Consider the following 20099-nt stretch of genomic DNA (forward strand, 5'->3'; position numbering starts at 1 on the left):
CTTAAATTTACCTTGTTAAATAAACGCCGAATAGTACTGCTATTCGGCGTTTTGCATCTGTTTTTATCATTAAATCAAAGCTAATCATGCTGTTATGATTGATTTCAATTTTGCTGTTCCCCGTTTTTGTTAACGTAGACAGAAGCGTTATTTACAATTTCTCTGTTTATTGTAGCGAGATCTTGCTATTTTTAAGCTTGTGTAAAAAAACAGAGTTAGATGATGGGGAGCGTTAAGACTCTCTGTCCTATAATCTATTGCTGAGAGTCTCCTCAGTGGAGCGATGTCGCCGCGGTCGGAGTGGGCTGTGCCGCGCATCGCGGTAAAGAAGGTTGGGATGCGGTTCTGCTGAACGGTATTCCTCCCTGAAGCGCTTCATTTGTTAATAAAGGAAATCGTAATGAAGAAGACGTTACTTACGTTGGCCCTGGCAGTCGCCATGTCCTCCAGTGCGTTTGCTGTTGATGGCGTGAGCTCAAGTACTGCCGCTGGCACCTCCACCACTACCACCACGTCCGCAGCTGCTGCGGGTGCGGCAGGTGCGGGCGGTGCCGGTTTTGCTGCTGGTACTACTGCGCTTATCGCTGTGGGCGCGGCGGCAGCGATTGGTGTTGCTGTTGCCGTTGCTGTTTCCAGCAATGACGATAACGGCACTACTGGAACTACAGGTTCAGTTGTTCCCGGTACTGTTCAGTAAGGTCATTTGACAATCAAGGCCACTTCGGTGGCCTTTCTTTTATTGCATCTGGCCGTTTCGCGAGACATTCACCTAATGATAAAAATAACGCTCGTGGCAAAACGCAGCGCGCTGATATTACTGCCACTGTTCGCGCTGGCATTGACTGGTTGTTCCCAAAATATGGATGCGGTCCAAAAAACCGCTAAGCTGGCGATTTGGGGAACGGATGATGTGCAGGTTTCGGCTGAGCAGGTTGAAAAAACGCCTTACGCTTCTGCTTATCTTAAAATGGGTGACGCTTCTCAGGCTTTTGTCGTGCTGGCCTTTGCAGAAAATAATCAGCTCAAATGGATCGGTGCGGACAGCAACCTTCTGGTAATGCAGCAGGGCCGCATTGTTAAAACCCTGGGTTTTGGTGAGGATATCGCCCACGTCATCAACGTGACGCCGGACCCGCTGGCCGTTGGCCTGCTAAAGCCGTCAACGTCGCTGCATTGGCAGGGGAAAATGGCCTGGTCGCAGGTGCAACGCGGTGATTATGCGGTAGAATCCGTGTTTCAGGTGCGCGGTAAAGAAACCGTAACCATTCTGGGCAAACCGCGCCAACTGCTGAAGTTTACCGAACAGGTTTCGGTTCCTGCGTTAAACGCGGAATACACCAATTCCTATTGGTTGGAGCCAACCACGGGGCAAGTAGTGCAAACCTGGCAATATATGGGGCCGGACATGGCACTGGTTAAATTCACGGTATTAAAACCCTACGTACAATAAGGGACTGACATGTTGGCATTTTCCCGTATGGCACTCCTGATGCTGCTCACGGCGGGGGCTGCACAGGCCGCGCAGTTAACAATAAAAACCCCGCAGCAAACGCTGGCGGTGGTAAAGCAAGCAGACGGCACGCGATTGATTGAGTTTTATCAGCAGGTGGCGTTTCCTGCTGACGTTAACTGGCGCAGCGCGTTGATTTCTGATTATGCCAGTACGCAAAAGGTGTATGCGCAGGCAGAAGCGCTGCGTAAATCGCTGGCCGAGTTGGAAACCCGTTGGCGCAACTCCGGCGATGGCGATCTGGCGATTTCAGCCTGGCTGATGCGTAAAATGCTGGATCAGGTCGATGTAGCTGGGAGAATTTCAACGCCGCTCGATCCCGACAGAATTCGTATAACCCCGCGCGCTAATCGCCCGCTGGTGGGTGACTATGCGCTCTATATCGCACCGCTAGCATCGCATTTTACCCTGGCCGGGCTGATCAATACCGATGCTGATATCGCTGAACTGAAAACCGTGGGGGATGTGGCGTTGCAATCCGGCGGGACGGTTAGGGATTATGTGCTGGATCGTCGTTTTCTGACCGGTGCCAATCGGGATGCGGGTTACCTTATTGATGGGCAAGGCGCATGGCGCAAGGTGCCACTGGCGTTGTGGAATCAACAACATATCGAGCCTGCGGCAGGTGAAACGTTGTTTATTGGTTTCGACCCCAGCGTATTGCCCAACGAATTTGTGTCTTTAAACGATCAAATTGCTGATTTTCTGGCTAACCGGATCCCACACTAATGACAAAGAACAGAAAATTTAAAGTAGGGTATCTGTCGTTGGTCATCAGCGGCGTACTGAGTGGTCAGGCTGTGGCACAAGACGTGGCGCAGCAAAGTGATATCGTAAAAAATGTCACCAATTCGAATACCCGCTTCGACAGTGCGGGCGTATCCCAGTCTGATTTCGGTGGCACCGGGCTGTTGCAAATGCCGACGGCGCGCATGGCGCGCAGCGGCGAGTTTAATCTGAACTACCGCGATAATGAGGAATACCGGCGCTATTCCGTATCATTGCAACTGTTTGATTGGTTGGAAACCACGGTACGTTATACCGATATTCGCACGCGGGCTTACAGTAACAACACCGATTTCAGCGGCGATCAAAGCTATAAAGATAAGGCCTTCGATCTTAAGGCTCGGTTGTGGCAGGAGAGCGCATGGTTGCCGGACGTGTCTTTCGGCTTACGTGATATTGCCGGTACTGGGCTGTTCGATAGTGAATATTTGGTTGCAAGCAAACGTATGGGACCGTTTGATTTTACGTTTGGGATTGGCTGGGGAAATATTGGTCAGAGCGGTAATATTAAAAATCCTGCCTGTGAGTTCAAAGCCAGCTTCTGTCAGCGTAGCGATAGTTATAAAACAGGTGGTGGGCAGTTTGAAGTGGGGAATTTTTTCCATGGTCCCGCTGCGTTGTTTGGTGGGATAGAATATCAAACCCCGTGGAATCCTCTGCGCTTTAAGCTAGAGTATGATGGCAACGATTATAGTCACGAAGCTTCGGATTTTATAAGTAGCCGAAAAAAATCGGACGGGAAAATCAAACAAGACTCCCCCTTCAACATTGGCATGGTCTACCGCGTCAGTGATAACTTTGATACCACCCTTTCCTGGCAGCGCGGCAATACCTTGATGTGGGGCTTTAGCCTGCACACTAACTTTGACGATTTACGCCAATCGCATCCGGAAGATGTTCCTCCCGTATATGCTCCTGTCCATTCAGCCAACGGCACCAACTGGCAGCAGGTGGCGCGTGAGCTGGATGAAAAAGCCGGTTACAGCAATGCCGATATTTATGCCGATGGGCATCAAGTGACCATCGTTGCCGATCAGGATAAGTATCGCGATAAAAATGAAGCCACTCAGCGTGCGGCGACCGTGCTGGCGAACCATGTACCGGAGAGCGTAGGGGAATACCACATTGTACGTCGCAGCCAGCGTCTGCCGGTAGAAAGCACGGCGGTGGATACCAAAGCATTCCGCGATGTGCAATCGGCGTCTATTCCGTTAGGGCAGCCGGAGCCGGTTACCCAGCGCGCAGAACCGCTCTCTGATATCAACGGGCAACCAGTGTTACGCAGCGAGCCATCGCGCTTGACCTACGGTATCGAGCCGACCTTGACGCAATCCGTAGGCGGCGCGGAATCGTTCTATATGTATCAGGTGGCGCTGAAAGGCAGCGCGGATTATCGCCTGAGCGATCACTGGTCGGTCGGTGGTGCGGCATCCTTGAACCTGATCAATAACTACGATCGCTTCAATTATAAATCGCCGCCTAATGACAGCAGCTTGCCGCGTGTCAGAACCTGGATTCGTGAATATGTGACCTCTTCCGATCTGCTGCTGACCAACCTGCAACTGACGCGTATGGATAACCCGGCGACAGACTGGTATACCCAGGTGTACGGCGGTTATCTGGAAATGATGTATGCCGGGGTCGGTTCTGAAGTGCTGTACCGTCCGTTCGGTGAGCGCTGGGCGTTGGGGTTGGATGTCAACTACGTCAAGCAGCGTGACTGGAATGACATCATGCGCACTGCGGATTATGACGTGGTGACCGGGCACCTTACCGCGTATTGGGAAATGCCGTATGTTGACGGATCGTTTGCGAAAATCAGCGTCGGGCGCTATTTGGCTGGAGACTATGGTGTAACCGTCGATCTGTCGCGTCGCTTTGACAGCGGCATCACCGCCGGGGTGTTTGCCACCAAAACCGATGTCAGCAGCAAAGACTACGGTGAAGGCAGCTTTACCAAGGGCTTCTATATCTCCATTCCGTTCGATCTGATGTTTACCGAACCTACCGTGAAACGCGGTGCTGTCGGTTGGGTGCCGCTGACGCGTGATGGCGGTCAGATGCTGCAACGGCGTAACGGCCTCTATGGCGTAGCGGGTGAAATTCGTTAGTCGTAATACGTAGAAGACATCAATCTGCGGCCTTACTCTTTGGAGTAAGGCCGCATTATTTTTATCTGATAAAGGAATATCGTCGGCTTACAGTGGACGTTATGCGAGTTTCAGGTAACGATATAAATAAGAAATTAACTGCGTTAATGTGCAGTGAATGGCATGATTTAGGTCATACTGTACACCCTTTGATGCAATGGAATGGGAGAGGCGTCATGTCTGTTAAATCGCCTACATTATTGACAGTGGACTCTCGTCTTTCCGGGATACGCTTTTCCAAGCGGGTTTTCCTGCCGCGCATTACCGGTACGCTGTTGTGCTCCCTCTTTATCGCGTCCGTGTTGGTGACGAAAACCACCCCGTTTTGGGTGTGGGTGCTGCTTTTTCTCAATGTGTTTGTCTGGCCCTACCTTGCCTATTACCTTTCTACGCGCTCCGCAGATCCCATGCGCTTTGAGCGAGGGAATTTGCTGGTGGATGTCGTTTATGGTGGATTCTGGATTGGCATGATGGGGCTTAACTTGCTGCCCAGTATCATTATCATCGCCATGGTTGGCATGAATAGCATGGCGGGGGGCGGCATCCGTTTGTTTATCCAGGGGCTCAGCTTGCAACTGCTTAGCGCTGCCTTGGTTGCTGGCCTTAATGCACACCGCATCGATTTAGTGACTACATCAACTCATCTCTACGCCTGTTTGCCCATGCTGCTCGTCTATCCGATTGCGCTTGGCTATGTGACTTATGTGACGGCGACCAAGCTGGCTGAACACAAGCGTAAACTGATGCTGATGAGCACCCACGATGGCATGACCAACGTCTATAACCGGCATCACTGGGAGCAGTTGTTGCACAATGAATATGAAATCTGTCGCCATATTGATGAACCTTCAACATTGGCTTTGATCGATATCGATCATTTCAAAACTATCAATGATAGCTTCGGCCACAATGTGGGTGATGAAGCAATCCTGTTTTTGACGGAAGAGCTGCGCAACGGTTTACGCGCCACCGATGTGATTGGTCGCTTCGGTGGCGATGAGTTTGCGGTGATTTTGCCTGAGGCGCGAGCAACAGACGCGGTTGAGATCATTAATCGCATTCGTACTCGCCTGGCCGCCAAGCGCTTAACGCAAACGCCACAGTTGGGGATTCGCATCAGCGTCGGCGTAGCTGAATACCGCCCAACCATGAACCAGTATCACGACTGGCTCAAAGCGGCGGATATCGCACTTTATATGGCGAAAAACAAGGGCCGCGGACGCACGGAAGTGGCCTGACGCCTCCCCATCATGAATGGCGTTTACTACGGCAGCGAATTCAGCCGATGATAGACGTTGAAGTCAATAACCCGGTTGGTTATCTCTCCCAGGGGTTTTCCCGCATCAATCATTGTATGAATATCCTTGGTGAGGTGTGTGAAATTCTCTAGATTTACGGTGCGCTTTTTTTGATCGACATTCTGACTGATAGCGTAAATAGCGGCTTTTATTGCGTAAACTCTCGTTGCATTTTCATAGGATTGTGTCAGGTGCTGGTTTACTTCACGGCGTAGCGTGACCGCTGGGGAGGGGGGCGCTGGTTCTATTGGTGAAAAACCGTTTAAAAACAGCCGTATCTCCTTAACCCGATCAAGCGCATTGCCAAGATATTGATACTTATCTTCCCGAATACGTTTTTCATACGAGCGTGAATGGCCGTTTGAGTAGGCGTCGAAACGCGTCAATGACTCGAGGTGGGTGTCTGGTGCTGCCCTTTTTATCTTCAGCAGCGTTTCTGCAAAGGCAATGTGCTTGGGGGATTTGGTTTGTTCAGCAAGTTTGACGGCCGAGGTCAAACTGTGAGTAAAACGTGCCTTAAAAGAAAGCAGCAGCGTTGATGTTGCAATATTGCTTACCATGATGACTTCTTGTAATCGCTGTGGTGGCGGGGTGTTAAAACTGTAGCCCACCACCGCTAATGCTTTCTTCTAAATTCCGTCTCCTGCTGCAAGCGGATTTTCTGAAGCCTCATTCGCAAGCGTTTGTCTGCAAGTTGGCCTAAAATGTTTTGTGTCTGAAACAAATACAACCATTCTTTCATGAATGGTTTATTAATAGCCTGCTACTTATTTTTTTATGCGTTAATAAGAAAAAATAAAATGCAGTGTTGCAATTGCTACATTTTTGATTTTAAATGTAGCAACTGATTCTTTAAGGGGGCAGTATGGAGTTCACCGCTTTATTGAGGGAACGTTTCTCGCGCTTGACCCCGTCACAGCAGATGATTGCACGCTACATCGAACGCAACAAAGAGCGTGTGGCGTTCATGACGGCCCGTCAGTTGGCCGCTGTGATGAACATCAGTGATGCCGCCGTTGTACGCTTTTCACGTGCAGTGGGGTATGAGGGCTATGCCCACATGAAAGAATCATTGGGTGATGCTTTGATTGAGCGCACTGGCGCCAGCGGCATCTTGCATCGCGAACCCGCGCTGCCCAGTGAAACAGAATTAAAAGAGAGCGTGTTTGCCAATGCCAGCCAGCTCTTGAAAGCCACGGCAGAACTGAATGAGGACCGCATCGTCTCAGCCGTTGCTGGACGTATCGCCGCCGCAAGGCGTATTTGGGTGAGTGGTAACGGAACGTCGTTTTCCATGGTCTCTTACCTGGCGATGCAACTGAATCATTTCCTCGGCAACACTGAGGTGTTCAATATCGGTCACGGTGATGTGGCAGACCGTATATTGCAGGTTAATGAGCAGGATGTGTTTATTGGTATCGGGTGGGAACGTTATATCCCCTATACCATTGAGTTGATGAGTTTTGCCCGGCAACGGGGAGCCTACGTCGTCGCGATGACGGACCGAGCCAGCTCTCCGTTAGCCAATGAAGCTGATGAAATGTTGTATATCGTGCGCAGTTCATCCGCAGTGGCATGGTGGTCTAAAGTGAGTCCGATGATCGTCGCCGATTGGCTGATGGCGCAGGTAATCACCAAAGATGAGGAGAAAATCAAAGCGAATTTAAAACTTTCCGATGATGCCTGGCGTCTTCTGGGCCATTGGAAAAATGCCAACACCAGGGAATTATTCAACAATAATAAATAGATATAATTATAAAGCAGTAAAAATAATAAGCAGTAATACAGCGGTGGTTATTGCCACCGCTGTAACATTATAAAGAAATACCTTCGCGCCTTCGTTTCATTGTTTGACTAATCAATGTGTTGCTAGAACACCATTTTTTGTTTAATCCTTGTTTTGATTAAACCGTGTCTTATGTTGCTGACATCAGAGAAAAGTAGTTTCTTACCGTTTGTTTCTTAAAGGAAAACATATGAACAAAGGAAACGAAAAGCAACAGGGTTTCATGCCGTCAAGCGTTGATGAAGGGGTTAATGCCGATCGTCGTCGCTTAATAAAACAAACATCGATTATTGGTGCAGGGGCTCTGCTCGGGGCCTTCTCGCCTGCGGTTTTTGCCGCACCCAGCAAAGAAGTGATTGTTCGCGGGATTGGTGGAAGCTATCAGGAAGCACTGGAAAATGCGGTCTATAAACCTTTTACGGAATTGACCGGCATTAAAGTGATCATTCAGCCTTCTACTGCCGCACAAATCATGGCAATGATCAAAGCGGATCGTGTGACGCTTGATGTGCTGGATATCGGCGATGTCACGCAAACCAACCTCAATGCGGCCGGGGCGTTGATGCCAATCAACTACGCGGGCATGAAGTTTACCAATCCCGACGATATTTTCCCCGAAGTACGACGCCCCAATATGGTCGGTAATCTGTTCTTCTCTACCGTGATGGTCTACAACACGGATGTGTTCCGTGATGGCAACCACCCGCGTACCTGGGCAGAATTTTGGGACGCAGAGCGTTTCCCCGGCCCACGTACCTTAACGGATCTGCGCACCAGTTCTACTGAGCTGGAATTTGCCTTGCTTGCCGATGGCGTAGACATGAAAGACATCTACCCGATTGATATCAAGCGCGCGTTTGCTTCTCTGAGCCGCATCAAACCCCATGTCGTGAAATGGTGGGATACGGGTGCGCTATCCGTGCAATTGATGGAGCGCAAAGAGGCGGTGTTGGGCGCATTGTGGAACGGGCGTGCACAAGCGTTGATCGATCAGGGCGCGCCGTTAGCCATTGAGTGGAACCAGATCAAACAGCAGTTGCAGTATTGGAGCGTGCTGAAAGGGTCGCCAAACCCGGAAAATGCGCAGTTGCTGATTGATTTTGCGTTGCAACCTGAAGTTCAGGCGAAAATTACCCAGTTTATCGCTTATGGTCCCACCAATAAAAAAGCCTTCCAGTTCGTTCGCCCAGAGGACTTGGTGAAACTGCCTTCCAACCCTGAGTATTACTCGCGCTCCTTTGTGCAAAATGCGCAGTGGTGGACAGATAACATTGAGGAAGTGGGTAAAATCTGGCAACCATGGATCTTGGGTCAGGGGTAATGAAAGCGGATTCAACACACCACAGCTCCCGGCGTCAGCCGGGAGCTGCACTGCGCCTTGAGGGGCTGACCCGGCGCTACGAACAGGCGGCCGTCGTCGATAATCTGGATTTAGCGATCGCACCAGGCGAGTTTGTGACGCTGCTCGGTGCCAGCGGTTCAGGGAAAACCACCACGCTGATGATGGTGGCGGGCTTTACCGAACCCAGCCAAGGGCGCGTGCTGATTAACGATCGGGATATCACGCATCTGCCACCCGCGAAACGCGACCTCGGCGTGGTGTTTCAGCACTACACGCTGTTTCCGCACTTATCGGTGGCGGATAACCTGGCGTTTCCGCTGGAAATGCGCGGCGTTGCGCGTGGTGATATCAAGCAGAAAGTGGCGGATGCGCTCGCGTTGATCCAGCTTGAGGATAAGGGGCATCGTCTGCCGCGAGAGCTGTCCGGTGGGCAGCAGCAGCGCGTTGCGTTGGCGCGCGCATTGATCTTTTCCCCGGCGGCACTATTGATGGACGAGCCGCTGGGTGCACTGGATAAAAAGCTGCGTGAACACATGCAGTTGGAAATAAAACGGCTGCATGCGGCTTCCGGCTCTACCGTGGTGTTTGTCACCCACGATCAGGAAGAAGCATTGACCTTGTCCGATCGCATTGCCGTGATGCAACAGGGGCGGATTGCTCAAATCGATACCCCGCACGATCTCTACACCAAACCAAAGAATCGCTGGGTGGCTGAATTTATCGGCCAGTCCAACTTTATCGACGGCCAGATAAGCGCCATTCAGCAACCAGGCTATGACGTGCGCCTTTCAAGCGGTGAAACCGTGTGCGGTCAGGGCGTAGCGCATCTTGGGGTCGGGGAGTCGGTATTAGCGGTTCTGCGGCCAGAACATATTCGCATTGGTTTGCCGGGGGAGGCATCAGCACATTTGCCGATTACCGCCACCATCGCGGAAATGCTCTATCTGGGGCACACGCTCAAATTGACACTGGTGCTGAGTGATGGCGCCAGGTTGCTGGCTCAGTTACAGAACTCGGCGCTGGAGGGAACTCTGCGACCGGGTGCCACCGTGCGTATCGGGTGGGCAACGGAAAGTCTCTGGTTTATTCCCGCCGAGGCTAAGCGATGAGTGGGCGTGACGACAGGCGCGTAGGTCGCTGGAAACCGTGGCTGTTGCTGGCACCGACGCTGCTGGCCCTGACGATTTTCTTGCTGATTCCGCTGGCAAAAATGCTCGGGTACAGCCTGTTCGATCCCGGGCTTACCAGCAAGCACTTTGCGCGCATTGTGCAGGAACCGGTCTGGCTACACGTGCTGTGGATTACGTTGCGCACTTCGCTACTGGTGACGCTGGTGACGCTGCTGTTGGGCTATCCGGTGGCCTGGGTGTTGTGCAAAATTCCTGCGCGCTTAGCCAGTATTGCGATTGTCATCATCATTATTCCCCATTTTACCAGCGTGTTGGTGCGTACCTATGCCTGGATGGTGCTGTTGGGCAGCGATGGCTTTGTCAATCAGGTGCTGCGCGCGCTGGGGCTTATCGATACGCCGCTTAAACTGATGTATACCCCGCTCGGCGTGTTGATCGGGATGACCTATATTTTACTGCCCTACATGGTGCTGGCGCTTTACAGCGTGATGCGCGGCATCGATCCGCAACTGCTGCGGGTAGCGTATAGCCTCGGCGCTTCGCGCTTTCGGGCCTTTTGGCGCATATTTTTACCGCTGTCGTTGCCCGGTGTTGCCGCAGGCAGCCTGCTGGTGTTTATTCTGTCTATCGGCTTCTTCGTGACACCGGCGCTGATGGGCAGTCCGCGCGATACCATGATCGCCATGGTTATCGAAAATCAGTTGGAAGTCTATTTCAACTGGGGCTTCGCGTCGGCGCTGTCGGCGCTGCTGCTGCTGTGCACCTTAGTGCTGTTTTGGGTCTATGTTCGGGTCGTGGGATTGGAACGACTCTTTGAGGCGAAAGGATGAACGGAAACCGACCCGGCTGGCTGCCGCTGCTGATCACGCTGTTAACTCTCGCTTTTTTGCTGGTCCCGATTGCCATGATTTTCCCTCTGGCGTTCAGTACCAATAGCTATTTGTCGTTCCCACCGCAGGGGTTCTCCTTGAAGTGGATGCGCGCGATTTTGCAGGACTCACAGTGGCTACAGGCTATCGGCCTGTCGTTTACCATTGCGCTGATGTCCACCGTGTTGGCTATGGCGCTGGCGCTGTTTGCTGCGCTGGCACTGGTGCGCTGTCGTTTTGTCGGTAAAAGTCTGGTGTATGCGCTGATTGTGTTGCCGATGATTGTGCCCAACGTGATTGTGGCGCTGACGCTGTTCTTCTTCTTTTCCGAGTTGGCGCTGTTTAACAGCTTCACCCGTATTGTTATCGGGCATGCCCTGATTGCGCTGCCTATTGCCACCATTATTTTGTCTTCGACGCTGCAAGGCATGGATTATCGGTTGGAGCAGGCGGCAATGAGTCTGGGTGCCAGCCACTTCAACGTATTACGCCGTATCACGCTGCCGCTGGCCGCACCGGGCATGTTCTCGGCAGCTATTTTCTCATTTCTCAGTTCGTTTGATGAACTGCTTATTGCGCTGTTTCTTTCCGATCACGGCAGTCAAACGCTGTCGGTGCGGATTTGGAACACGGTACAGTTTCAGCTCGATCCTTCTATTGCGGCCGTCAGCGTGCTGTCGATCGGCGTGACCATAGTGACATTGGGGATTACGAGTGTGGTGAATAGAAAAAAAACGACATCAGGTAACCGTTATGAATGAAAGTTGGCTTTTCCCGCTCCAAGAGTATCAACAGCGCGTCGCAAAGATCCGCGCTTACATGCAAGAAAGGGAGATATCCCTGTTGCTGATTGATCAGACTGAATTCCTGTTTTATCTCACCGGATTCGGCATTTCTGAAAACATGTACCGCGCCTGCCTGCTGCCGTTGACGGGCGACCCGGTGATGGTGTTCCGCGCCATGGACGAGCGTGCGTTCAGCGAAAACAGCTGGATCACTGACACTGTAACCTTCCATGACTGGCAGGATCCGTTAACGGTGCTGACCGATACGGTGCGCGCTCGCGGCTGGGAAAGCGCGACGCTCGGCATCGATTTCGATTCTTACTGCATGACCATCAACCGCTTCCAACGTTTGCAGGCGATGTTGCCACAGGTGCAGGTAAAAGATTTTTCCGGTGTGCTTAAGCAATTACGCACCCGCAAAAATCTGCAGGAAATCGAGTGCATCAAGCAGTCTGCTGCGGCGAACGATCAGGCGATCCGTGAAGTGGTTGCCGAAATGGGGGTGGGTAAGACGGAGCGTCAGGCGGCAGAGATTATCCACCGCGTCCTGATTCGCCACGGGATGGATTCCAACCGCTGTGGCATTGTCACGACCGGCGGCGGCAACAGTTTTCTGCATGCCAACATGCAAGAACGGCCGCTGAAGCAGGGGGATATTCTGCATCTTGAAGTGGTCTCCTTTAAACGCGGCTACAGTTCCAAGATCATGCGCTCGGTGATTATCGGCACCGCGTCACCGGCACAGCAAGAGATTGCTCAGCAGTTGATCGCTATTCAGGATAAGCAGCTTGCGGCCATGAAGCCCGGCGCAGTGGCTAAAGACATTGATGCGCTGGCGCGTAACGCGGTGCTGAAAGCGGGGCTGCGTCAGGATTACGCCAGCATTACCGGCTATACGCTCGGTTATTATCCGAAGACGACGCCGCGCACCAGCGATTTTAGCCACGTGTTTTTGCCCACCTCCGAATGGCTGCTGGAAGCGGGCATGGTGTTTCATATGTATCTGTATGCGGCGGGCCTCGCCATCAGCGAAACGGTGCTGGTGACGGAAAACGGCTGCGAGCGTTTGACGAAGATTCCGCGCCAGCTGTTCGCAACCGCATAACGCCTATTTTCGTGCGATCAAAACGGTCAGTGGCGACATCGGAAACGGTTGATGTCGCCGTGTTTCTACACGGCTGAAACCGGCATCACACAGCAACGATGCCAATTCCCCTTCTCGCGTTACCCGACGTCCGCGCAGCATCAACGGCAGGTAGAAGGGCAATACTGACGCGGCATCCTCTGGGGTGGGCGCTATTTCTGCATGCACGGCAACCAGCACGCCGCCCGGTGTCAGCGCGTTGAACAGTTGTGCAATGCTGGTGGTAATATCCTCGACAAAGTGCAGGTAGGAAGAACACCAGATAATATCGGCATAGCCAGCGGCAAACGGCTGAGCGGCAAAATCGCCGCTGGCGGTGCTTAACCGCCGGTGCAGACCGGCGGCAATGATATTCTCCTGCGCCACTGCGACGGTTTGTGGCAGATCGAACACCACCCCTTGTAGCGTGGGATGGCGCTGCGTCAGACCGATGGCGATCATGCCGGGGCCACCGCCCACATCCAGCAGCGTTTTGGCCTGGGGGAACTCCGGCAACGCCCCCACGATGTCGCAGGCGCGGTCAACCGTCACAGCGCGCTGCTCCTGAGCAATCTGCTTTTGCGCCGCTTGCGCCCAACCGGCGTCCATGCGAGCAGCGGGAGGTGGCGTACCGGGGGCTTGCTGCATGAGCGCGGCCAACTGCTGACCGACGTCACGCAGCGATTGATAGCGGAAACGCCAGCTGTCGCCAATATAACGCTCGCCGGTTTGGCACAGATAAGGTTGCATCTCAGCGGTCGTTTGATAGCCTGCTGCGTCGCGCGTCAGCAGTTTGATGCTCCACAGCAATTCGAACAGCGCTGAGGCTTGCTGTGGTTCCCACTGTTGGTGCAGCGCGCACTGCTCAACCGTTAATGGTTGCGCCAGTTGATCAAACAGTGCGCTGTCCAGAGCCAGTCGAACCGCCTCTGTCTTGATGTTGGTGGCAGTCAGTGCCCATAAATCGGTCAACGTGGTGGGGAACATGGTGGCTCCTTGCAGGCTGGGTTGCGGCGTTAATCACGTCGCCTTGGTTAACGTGGGCGTTGCCGCCGGGGATAGCCTTATGTTATCTATAAATGAGAATTATTATTGTCTTGGTTTGTCTGCGTGACGGCGGTTTTTCTCTGAGGATGGGAGGAGAGAGAAAATGGGAGAAGGGCGAGGTGCATCAATGCAGCGTGTGATGCCGCGTATGGTATTGCGCGAGGGTAACCGTCGCCAGTTACCGGATCAGTTTGGTCAGTGCTGGTCGCAATCGGATGCGCTTGCTGATGGGTTGACACTGGTGACCTCCTCCTATCAGCCGCTGAAACCGCTGGTGGAGGAAGCTGAAACCGCCCACTCTCAGCCGGTGCTGGTGATGACCTTTGGTTTGAACGGCGAGTCGAACTACAGCGAAAAGCGGGGTGCCAGCATGATGTTTCGTCAACAGCATGTGACCATCGCTAGCTTTCATCACAGTCTGGGCGAGCGTTATTATCCGGAACGACAAAAAGTGGATCAGTTGCGCCTGTTGGTGAGTGAATCGATGCTGGAGCGCTACATTGGCGGTGCGGCAACGCAGCGTCTGTTTGGTGATTATAAATTGCGTCAGCATGCCTACAGCCGGGTGGCACCGGTTGCACAACAGCACCTGCACGCACTGCAACAGGCGCAGGGCGACATGCTGTCCATGCACATTCATGCGCTGAACCTGCTGGCTGCGCATCGCTATTTGTTTGAGGAGACGCGGGAAGCACCCCGGTTACACCCTCAGGATGTGGTGGCGGTGGAGCGTGCCCGTGATTGGATGGTGGCACACCTGAGTGAAACCCTCTCTCTTGGTGCGCTGGCGTTGGCGGTGGGTTTAAGCGAATACAAGCTCAAGCTGGCGTTTCATCGCCATTTCAACACCACACCGGGACAGATGTTATTGCAATTACGTATGGAAGAGGCACACCGTTTGTTGGAGCAAGGCTTACAAGTGGCGCAAGTGGCCTGGCGGGTGGGATATCGTCACGCCAACAATTTTAGCGTGGCGTTCTGGCGTTATTATGGGCGCTACCCGAAATCCATTTAACGATGCGTATATGCCGTGACAGCGTGGCTGCCACGGCAGGATACCGATTAAGCACATGTCTCGCTTGAGAATGCGTTAACTCAGAAACTCAACCTCGCCGCCAACCAGGTGGTACATACTGCCGACGATCTTGATTTTACCCTCTTGTTCCAGTTTTTTCAGAATCGGGCTGTGTTCACGAATGTGTTCGACGGTGAGCGCCACGTTGGTTTTTGCCACTGCATCGACAAACGCCATGTTTTTGCCCGTGCGGTCACCCTCATAAACGGTTTTCTCGACGGCGGGTTTAATCTTGTTCAGCAACCCAGTCAGGTTGCCCAACTCGACATTATCTATCGCACCGGCCACGGCACCACAGGCTGTATGGCCCATCACCAGCACCACTTTGGCTCCCGCTGCGGCACACGCGAACTCCATACTGCCCAGAATGTCTTCATTTTGCACGTTGCCCGCTACGCGCGCGTTAAACGTCTCACCAATGCCCGTATCCAGCAAAATTTCAGCGGGAGCGCGCGAGTCGATGCAGCTCAAAATCACCGCCGCAGGGAATTGCCCCTCTTGGCTACTGATTTTTTGCGCCACAAAGTCATGCTGTTGCATCTTGCCTTCCCGAAAACGTGCATTGCCCGCTTTAAAGCTTTTGATCACATCGTCAGGTGTCATGCTGTCACGCTGCGCTTGGGTCAACGACGCGGCATAGCTGACGTGGGGAACCATAAAACCACTGATACCCGTGAGTGCCAGAACAGAGAGGGCGGCGGTGCGCTTGATCACTGCACGGCGCGATGGCTCGGGAGCGTCGAACTTACTCATAATAATACCTCATTGTTATTGTGGTTATGACGCCATGGCAGCCTGGTGCAGGACGTCAATGACATGCCAGTCACGTGGCAGGTGGCGGTGCTGATAATAACTTTCAGTAATTAATTGCAGTAAGTGTAGTAGCGCCACATGCAGGGTTGTCGACGGTGGGAGAGCATCAAGGGGGAATGTAGCGGGTTTTTGAGTTTTTTTGACTATAAAACAGAATGTTAGTGCTATTTTTCTGTTTGTGTCCGGCAATTCTGATAATAAACCGGCGCTTGCTGTCGGGCCCAGTAGGGCCCGACAACGGGCAATCAGCGAAACGGTGGCTCGTTGAACGTGCGAAGTTTGCGTGAATGCAGATGGTCGCCTTCTGCGCGTAACAGATCCATCGCGCAGATACCGATTTGCAGATGCTCGGAGATGGCACCTTCATAAAAACGGTTGGCCTGACCAGGCAGCTTTATTTCACCGTGTAGCGGTTTGTCCGAGACGCACAGTAACGTGCCGTAAGGCACTCGGAAGCGATAGCCTTGTGCTGCAATCGTCGCGCTTTCCATATCGACGGCCACGGCGCGGCTCAGGTTGAAACGCAGGGCGGAGACGGAGTAACGCAGTTCCCAATTACGATCGTCGGTGGTCACCACCGTACCGGTACGTAGCCGCTGTTTCACCGCTTCGCCCGCCATGCCGCTCACCATTTTGGTTGCGTCATACAGGGCGCGTTGCACCTCGGCGATGCTTGGAATGGGGATATCCGGCGGGAGCACGGCATCAAGCACGTGATCGTCGCGCAGATAAGCGTGCGCCAACACATAGTCGCCAATGGTTTGGCTTTCGCGCAGCCCACCGCAGTGACCAATCATCAGCCAGGCGTGCGGGCGCAGCACGGCAAGATGGTCACAGATGGTTTTGGCATTGGACGGCCCGACACCAATATTGATCAGGGTAATCCCCGGCCCTTGCTTGGCGATCAGGTGATAAGCCGGCATCTGATGTTTCTTCCAGGCGACATCGGAAACGCACGCTTCGGCGGTAGCGTCTTTGCCGGTGAGGAAGATGCCGCCAGCCGCAACGAGCGCCTCGTAAGGGCTATCCGGATCGGCGATTTGTTCACAGGCCCAACTGACAAACTCATCCACATAGCGCGTGTAGTTGGTGAACAGGATATAAGGCTGAAAATGCTCGATGGCGGTGCCCGTGTAATGGCGTAATCGCGCCAGAGAGAAATCGGTACGTAAGGCGTCAAAATGCGAAAGCGGGAAACGGGTATCGGTGGCGTGAAACAGACCATCAGCGGTTTCATCACCAATTTGCGCCAGTTCCGTGGTGGGAAAGTGCTGCGAAATCCCGGCAGACATCGAGCGTTCCAGCGTCAAATCAGAGCCGTCAATCACATAAGGAAAGGGGATTTCCTGTTGCGACGGGAACACCTCAATGTGCGCGCCATACTCTTCTACCAGTAAGGTCAGTTGCTCAGAAAGATAACGGCGGAACAGTGCGGGTTGCGTGACCGTGGTGCTGTAACTTCCGGTATGCGTGAAACGCCCGTAGGCGCGGGTGCGGCTTTTCCCTTGCTGTACGCCATCCCAGCTTACGCGCAATTCCGGGTAGACGAACAACCCGTTGCGGCGAGCTTCTGCATCGGGCAAGGAGCCATCTGTCACGTAGGCTCTAATGGCTGCGCGTAATGCGTTGACCGCATCATCATACTGCGAACTCAGTAAATCCAGCGCTTGTGCGGCCGTGAGGGGGGCAGGGGAACCACAATGCTTCATCGCTCTTCCATCCTTTTTGGGTTATCTCCCGCAGTGTGATTGCGGTGGTTACACCCAGCATAGATCAGCCACGTGACGAAACGTATAGCCATTGTTCTGTTTGGTGAGGCTTTGAACAATATCTCGCTACAGTATCTCGCAGCAACAGCGCGTGATAATAGAAAGAAAAAAGGCGCACAGAAAACGGTGCGCCGTGGTAGAGGGAGATTGCGTTGCCCTGTGGCAACGCAATGGGCTGCTATTATGCGCGATCCCAGTGAGATTGCGCTTCACCGTTAATGTAGAGCGTGCGCTGGTCCTGGGCAGGCAGGCGAACATGCAGGCGTTTCCAGGCAGGAGCAAAGTCACCTTCCTGCGTGAAGGTCACATCAATGCGTGAGTTGTCACTGGTGATGTTCCAGCGCAACCACAGCGCATTACCTTGCTGCCAGCCATGGGTTTCGCCATCATCTTCAAACAACAGGCCGCTGTCCTGACCTTTGCCGCACGGTGGGAACAGCAGCAGATCGCGCTGATCGTCCGTTTGGTGATCGACATGCTTCAGGCGTGTAGAGGTCGGCAGCATCGCCCCGGCGCGCACCAGCAACGGCAGGCGTTCCAACTGCGCATCGAGAGTGATGGTTTGTCCGCCGCTGAACCAGGTGCCGGTGTAGAAATCGTACCAGCCAGACGCATTCTTCGGCAGGTAAACCTGACGCTGACGCTGACCTTGTTCAACCACGCTGGCAACCAGCAGATCGCGGCCCAGCAGGAAGTCGTCGGTTTCCTGGAACGTGACGGCATCGTGTTCGTGGTCGAGGAAGGTGGGGCGCAGCATCGGCTCATCGTCCTGGCTGGCGTGCCACAATTGGGTGTACAGGTAAGGCAGCAGGCGATAACGCAGCGCAATGGCGTCGCGGATTGCCGGGGTGACTTCCGGGTACATCCAGGGTTCGTTGACCGTGTGATCGTCATTCCAGGAGTGAATGGTGAAACGCGGGTGCATCACGCCGTTTTGTACCCAACGTACGAACAGTTCCGCATCAGGCTTATCGCCAGAGAAACCGCCAACATCGTGACCGACGTTGTATAAACCGGAGAGACTCATACCAACACCCATACGGGTGTTATAGCGCAACGTGGTCCAGTTGGTGCGGTTATCGCCGCTCCAGGTCTGCACGTAACGCTGCATCCCGGCGCAGCCGGAACGGGAGATCAGGTAAGGGCGTTTTTCCGGCGCAAAGCGCTGTTGCGCTTCCATCGACGCACGCATCATCAGCAGCGGCATTACCGGGCGAATGTGCTTGATGGCAATCGGTTTGCCAAAGCCAAAGCAGCGCGCTTCGCCGTCCCACACTTCATATTCGTTGTTGTCGTTCCAGGTGGAATCGATACCCATTTCCAGCAGTTGCGAGGTCACGTTATCCTGCCACCATTTCACCGTTGCCGGGTTGGTGAAGTCAAGGTGTGAGCCTTCATCGTCCCAGAAACAGGAGCGTTCTGGCGCGTCTTGCTCGGAATCACGGATAAACAGTTGTTGCTCTGACACCTGTTGGTACATCGGGTGGTCTTGTAACAGGCACGGCTTGATGTTGGCGGCCAGTTTCAGACCGGCATCGTGGAACGATTGGCTCAGCACCTTCGGTTGCGGCACTTTGTCGTAGTTCCAGTTAAACACGTAACGTTTGTTGCCAATCGAGGTGTAGCCGGATGACAGCTGGAACGAATCACACGGGATAGCATGCTCTTTACACAGCTCGATGAATTTCAGCAGTTGTTGCTGCGCATCGGGGGCGTCGGTGTAGTGCATGGTCGAACCGCTGTAACCCAGGCTCCATTTGGGGCCAAACAGGGTTTTACCGGTCAGACGCACGAATTTCTTGGTGACATCCAGCACGCGTGGGCCGAGGAACAGGTAGTAGTCGAGATCGCCTGCTTCTGCGCTGTAGCGCCGGTAAGCAACGTGGTAGTTATCCAGCTCGTTACCCAGATCCAGACGGGTGCTGCTCAGGTTGTCGTAAAACATCCCGAAGCTGACGTCACCGCGACGAGTGATGGTGAAGGGCACGTGTTTGTAGAGTGGATCGGTTGACTGCGCGTTGTAACCCATGGCATCGAGGTTACGCATTTCGTAACGGCGGCCAGCGCGGTTCAGATCGCCCGCTTTCTCACCCAGTCCGTAATACTGTTCCTGCGGATGGCGACGCTGATAGTGCTCAACGCCATCACCGTGGGCATTCAGCAGGTACGCACTGGTGTGGCGGTCGGCGGCCAGCGGCTGCCAAACACCTTGTTGATCGCGGTATTCCCATGACAGCCACAGCGGTTGATGCACGGTAACGCGCAGTTTATCGGTAGCGACTTGCAGACCATCGTCAAGTGTGGTCAGGGTAAAACCGGGCAGGGCAAAGCCCGCGGTGCTTTCGCGCTCACGTCCTTCCCATGCCACATCTTTCCCTGCTTCCGGGGCGATGCTCCAGGTGCGATCCAGGGCAAGTTCCCCTTTGCGTTTGATCAGCACACGAAACAGGTCATTTTCCAGCACATACAGGCGAAACAGATGCTGGTTGTCCACGTTGATTTCAACAAACGCTTGTGTTTGTTGGTTTAGCACCCAGTTTTTCAAAATTTTCATAGCAACGTTCCAAACTAAACAATCGAAGACATCACAGTACGGCAGGCCTTGTGGTAACAAGG

At 53.5% G+C, this 20099-nt stretch carries 17 protein-coding genes; 12 read left to right on the plus strand and 5 right to left on the minus strand.

The window, feature by feature from the left end; all coding sequences use genetic code 11:
• Nucleotides 1-400: 400 nt before the first annotated feature.
• From J5069_RS22470 to adrA, 5 genes are all read left to right on the plus strand, one after another.
• Nucleotides 401-697: a hypothetical protein gene (locus J5069_RS22470; protein WP_264645928.1), complete on the plus strand. Its 297-nt coding sequence runs from the start codon at nucleotides 401-403 to the stop codon at nucleotides 695-697.
• Between the two features lie 75 nt (nucleotides 698-772).
• The gene (locus tag J5069_RS22475; RefSeq protein ID WP_264645929.1) at nucleotides 773-1450 is read left to right on the plus strand and encodes a YjbF family lipoprotein; all 678 of its coding nucleotides are present in this window, start codon (nucleotides 773-775) and stop codon (nucleotides 1448-1450) included.
• 9 nt (nucleotides 1451-1459) lie between these two features.
• Nucleotides 1460-2239, plus strand: a complete 780-nt coding sequence (locus tag J5069_RS22480) for a capsule biosynthesis GfcC family protein (protein ID WP_264645930.1) — start codon at nucleotides 1460-1462, stop codon at nucleotides 2237-2239.
• Nucleotides 2239-4407, plus strand: a complete 2169-nt coding sequence (locus J5069_RS22485) for a YjbH domain-containing protein (protein ID WP_264645931.1) — start codon at nucleotides 2239-2241, stop codon at nucleotides 4405-4407. The genes J5069_RS22480 and J5069_RS22485 overlap by 1 nt, the downstream gene beginning before the upstream one ends.
• Before the next feature lie 215 nt (nucleotides 4408-4622).
• On the plus strand, nucleotides 4623-5684 hold the full coding sequence (adrA, locus tag J5069_RS22490; protein WP_264645932.1) for a diguanylate cyclase AdrA: 1062 nt from the start codon (nucleotides 4623-4625) through the stop codon (nucleotides 5682-5684).
• Between the two features lie 26 nt (nucleotides 5685-5710).
• Here adrA and J5069_RS22495 read toward each other — a convergent pair whose 3' ends face one another.
• On the minus strand, nucleotides 5711-6304 hold the full coding sequence (locus J5069_RS22495; protein ID WP_264645933.1) for a hypothetical protein: 594 nt from the start codon (nucleotides 6302-6304) through the stop codon (nucleotides 5711-5713).
• 305 nt (nucleotides 6305-6609) lie between these two features.
• Between J5069_RS22495 and J5069_RS22500 the strand changes: the two genes are divergently transcribed.
• From J5069_RS22500 to J5069_RS22525, 6 genes are all read left to right on the plus strand, one after another.
• The gene (locus tag J5069_RS22500; protein ID WP_264645934.1) at nucleotides 6610-7491 is read left to right on the plus strand and encodes a MurR/RpiR family transcriptional regulator; all 882 of its coding nucleotides are present in this window, start codon (nucleotides 6610-6612) and stop codon (nucleotides 7489-7491) included.
• Nucleotides 7492-7720: 229 nt separating this feature from the next.
• Entirely contained in the window at nucleotides 7721-8851 is a 1131-nt protein-coding gene (locus tag J5069_RS22505; protein ID WP_264645935.1) for an ABC transporter substrate-binding protein, read from the plus strand.
• Nucleotides 8851-9981, plus strand: coding sequence for an ABC transporter ATP-binding protein (locus J5069_RS22510; protein ID WP_264645936.1), 1131 nt, complete (start codon nucleotides 8851-8853; stop codon nucleotides 9979-9981). The genes J5069_RS22505 and J5069_RS22510 overlap by 1 nt, the downstream gene beginning before the upstream one ends.
• Nucleotides 9978-10832: an ABC transporter permease gene (locus J5069_RS22515; protein WP_264645937.1), complete on the plus strand. Its 855-nt coding sequence runs from the start codon at nucleotides 9978-9980 to the stop codon at nucleotides 10830-10832. Before J5069_RS22510 ends, J5069_RS22515 begins: the two co-directional genes overlap by 4 nt.
• On the plus strand, nucleotides 10829-11632 hold the full coding sequence (locus J5069_RS22520) for an ABC transporter permease (protein WP_264645938.1): 804 nt from the start codon (nucleotides 10829-10831) through the stop codon (nucleotides 11630-11632). The genes J5069_RS22515 and J5069_RS22520 overlap by 4 nt, the downstream gene beginning before the upstream one ends.
• Nucleotides 11625-12761 carry a M24 family metallopeptidase gene (locus J5069_RS22525; protein ID WP_264645939.1) on the plus strand — a complete coding sequence of 379 codons (1137 nt, stop codon included), beginning with the start codon at nucleotides 11625-11627 and terminating at the stop codon, nucleotides 12759-12761. The genes J5069_RS22520 and J5069_RS22525 overlap by 8 nt, the downstream gene beginning before the upstream one ends.
• 3 nt (nucleotides 12762-12764) lie before the next feature.
• On the opposite strand, the gene J5069_RS22530 is transcribed toward J5069_RS22525, so the two are convergent.
• Nucleotides 12765-13766 (minus strand): class I SAM-dependent methyltransferase, encoded by a 1002-nt coding sequence (locus J5069_RS22530; RefSeq protein WP_264645940.1) that lies wholly within the window; start codon nucleotides 13764-13766, stop codon nucleotides 12765-12767.
• Nucleotides 13767-13929: 163 nt separating this feature from the next.
• Here J5069_RS22530 and J5069_RS22535 point away from each other — a divergent pair, with 163 nt between their 5' ends.
• A complete protein-coding gene (locus J5069_RS22535; protein WP_264645941.1) occupies nucleotides 13930-14841 on the plus strand; it encodes a helix-turn-helix domain-containing protein in 912 nt (303 codons plus the stop codon).
• Between the two features lie 75 nt (nucleotides 14842-14916).
• On the opposite strand, the gene J5069_RS22540 is transcribed toward J5069_RS22535, so the two are convergent.
• The 3 genes from J5069_RS22540 to J5069_RS22550 all read right to left on the minus strand — a co-directional run bounded on the left by J5069_RS22540 (nucleotide 14917) and on the right by J5069_RS22550 (nucleotide 20037).
• Nucleotides 14917-15654 (minus strand): carbonic anhydrase, encoded by a 738-nt coding sequence (locus J5069_RS22540; RefSeq protein ID WP_264645942.1) that lies wholly within the window; start codon nucleotides 15652-15654, stop codon nucleotides 14917-14919.
• A gap of 305 nt (nucleotides 15655-15959) precedes the next feature.
• On the minus strand, nucleotides 15960-17423 hold the full coding sequence (locus J5069_RS22545; protein WP_264645943.1) for an AMP nucleosidase: 1464 nt from the start codon (nucleotides 17421-17423) through the stop codon (nucleotides 15960-15962).
• Between the two features lie 241 nt (nucleotides 17424-17664).
• Complete coding sequence (locus J5069_RS22550; protein WP_264645944.1) at nucleotides 17665-20037, minus strand: glycoside hydrolase family 31 protein; 2373 nt, start codon at nucleotides 20035-20037, stop codon at nucleotides 17665-17667.
• Between the last annotated feature and the right edge of the window lie 62 nt (nucleotides 20038-20099).

The organism is Candidatus Symbiopectobacterium sp. NZEC127 (assembly GCF_025962675.1).
GTDB lineage: Bacteria > Pseudomonadota > Gammaproteobacteria > Enterobacterales > Enterobacteriaceae > Symbiopectobacterium.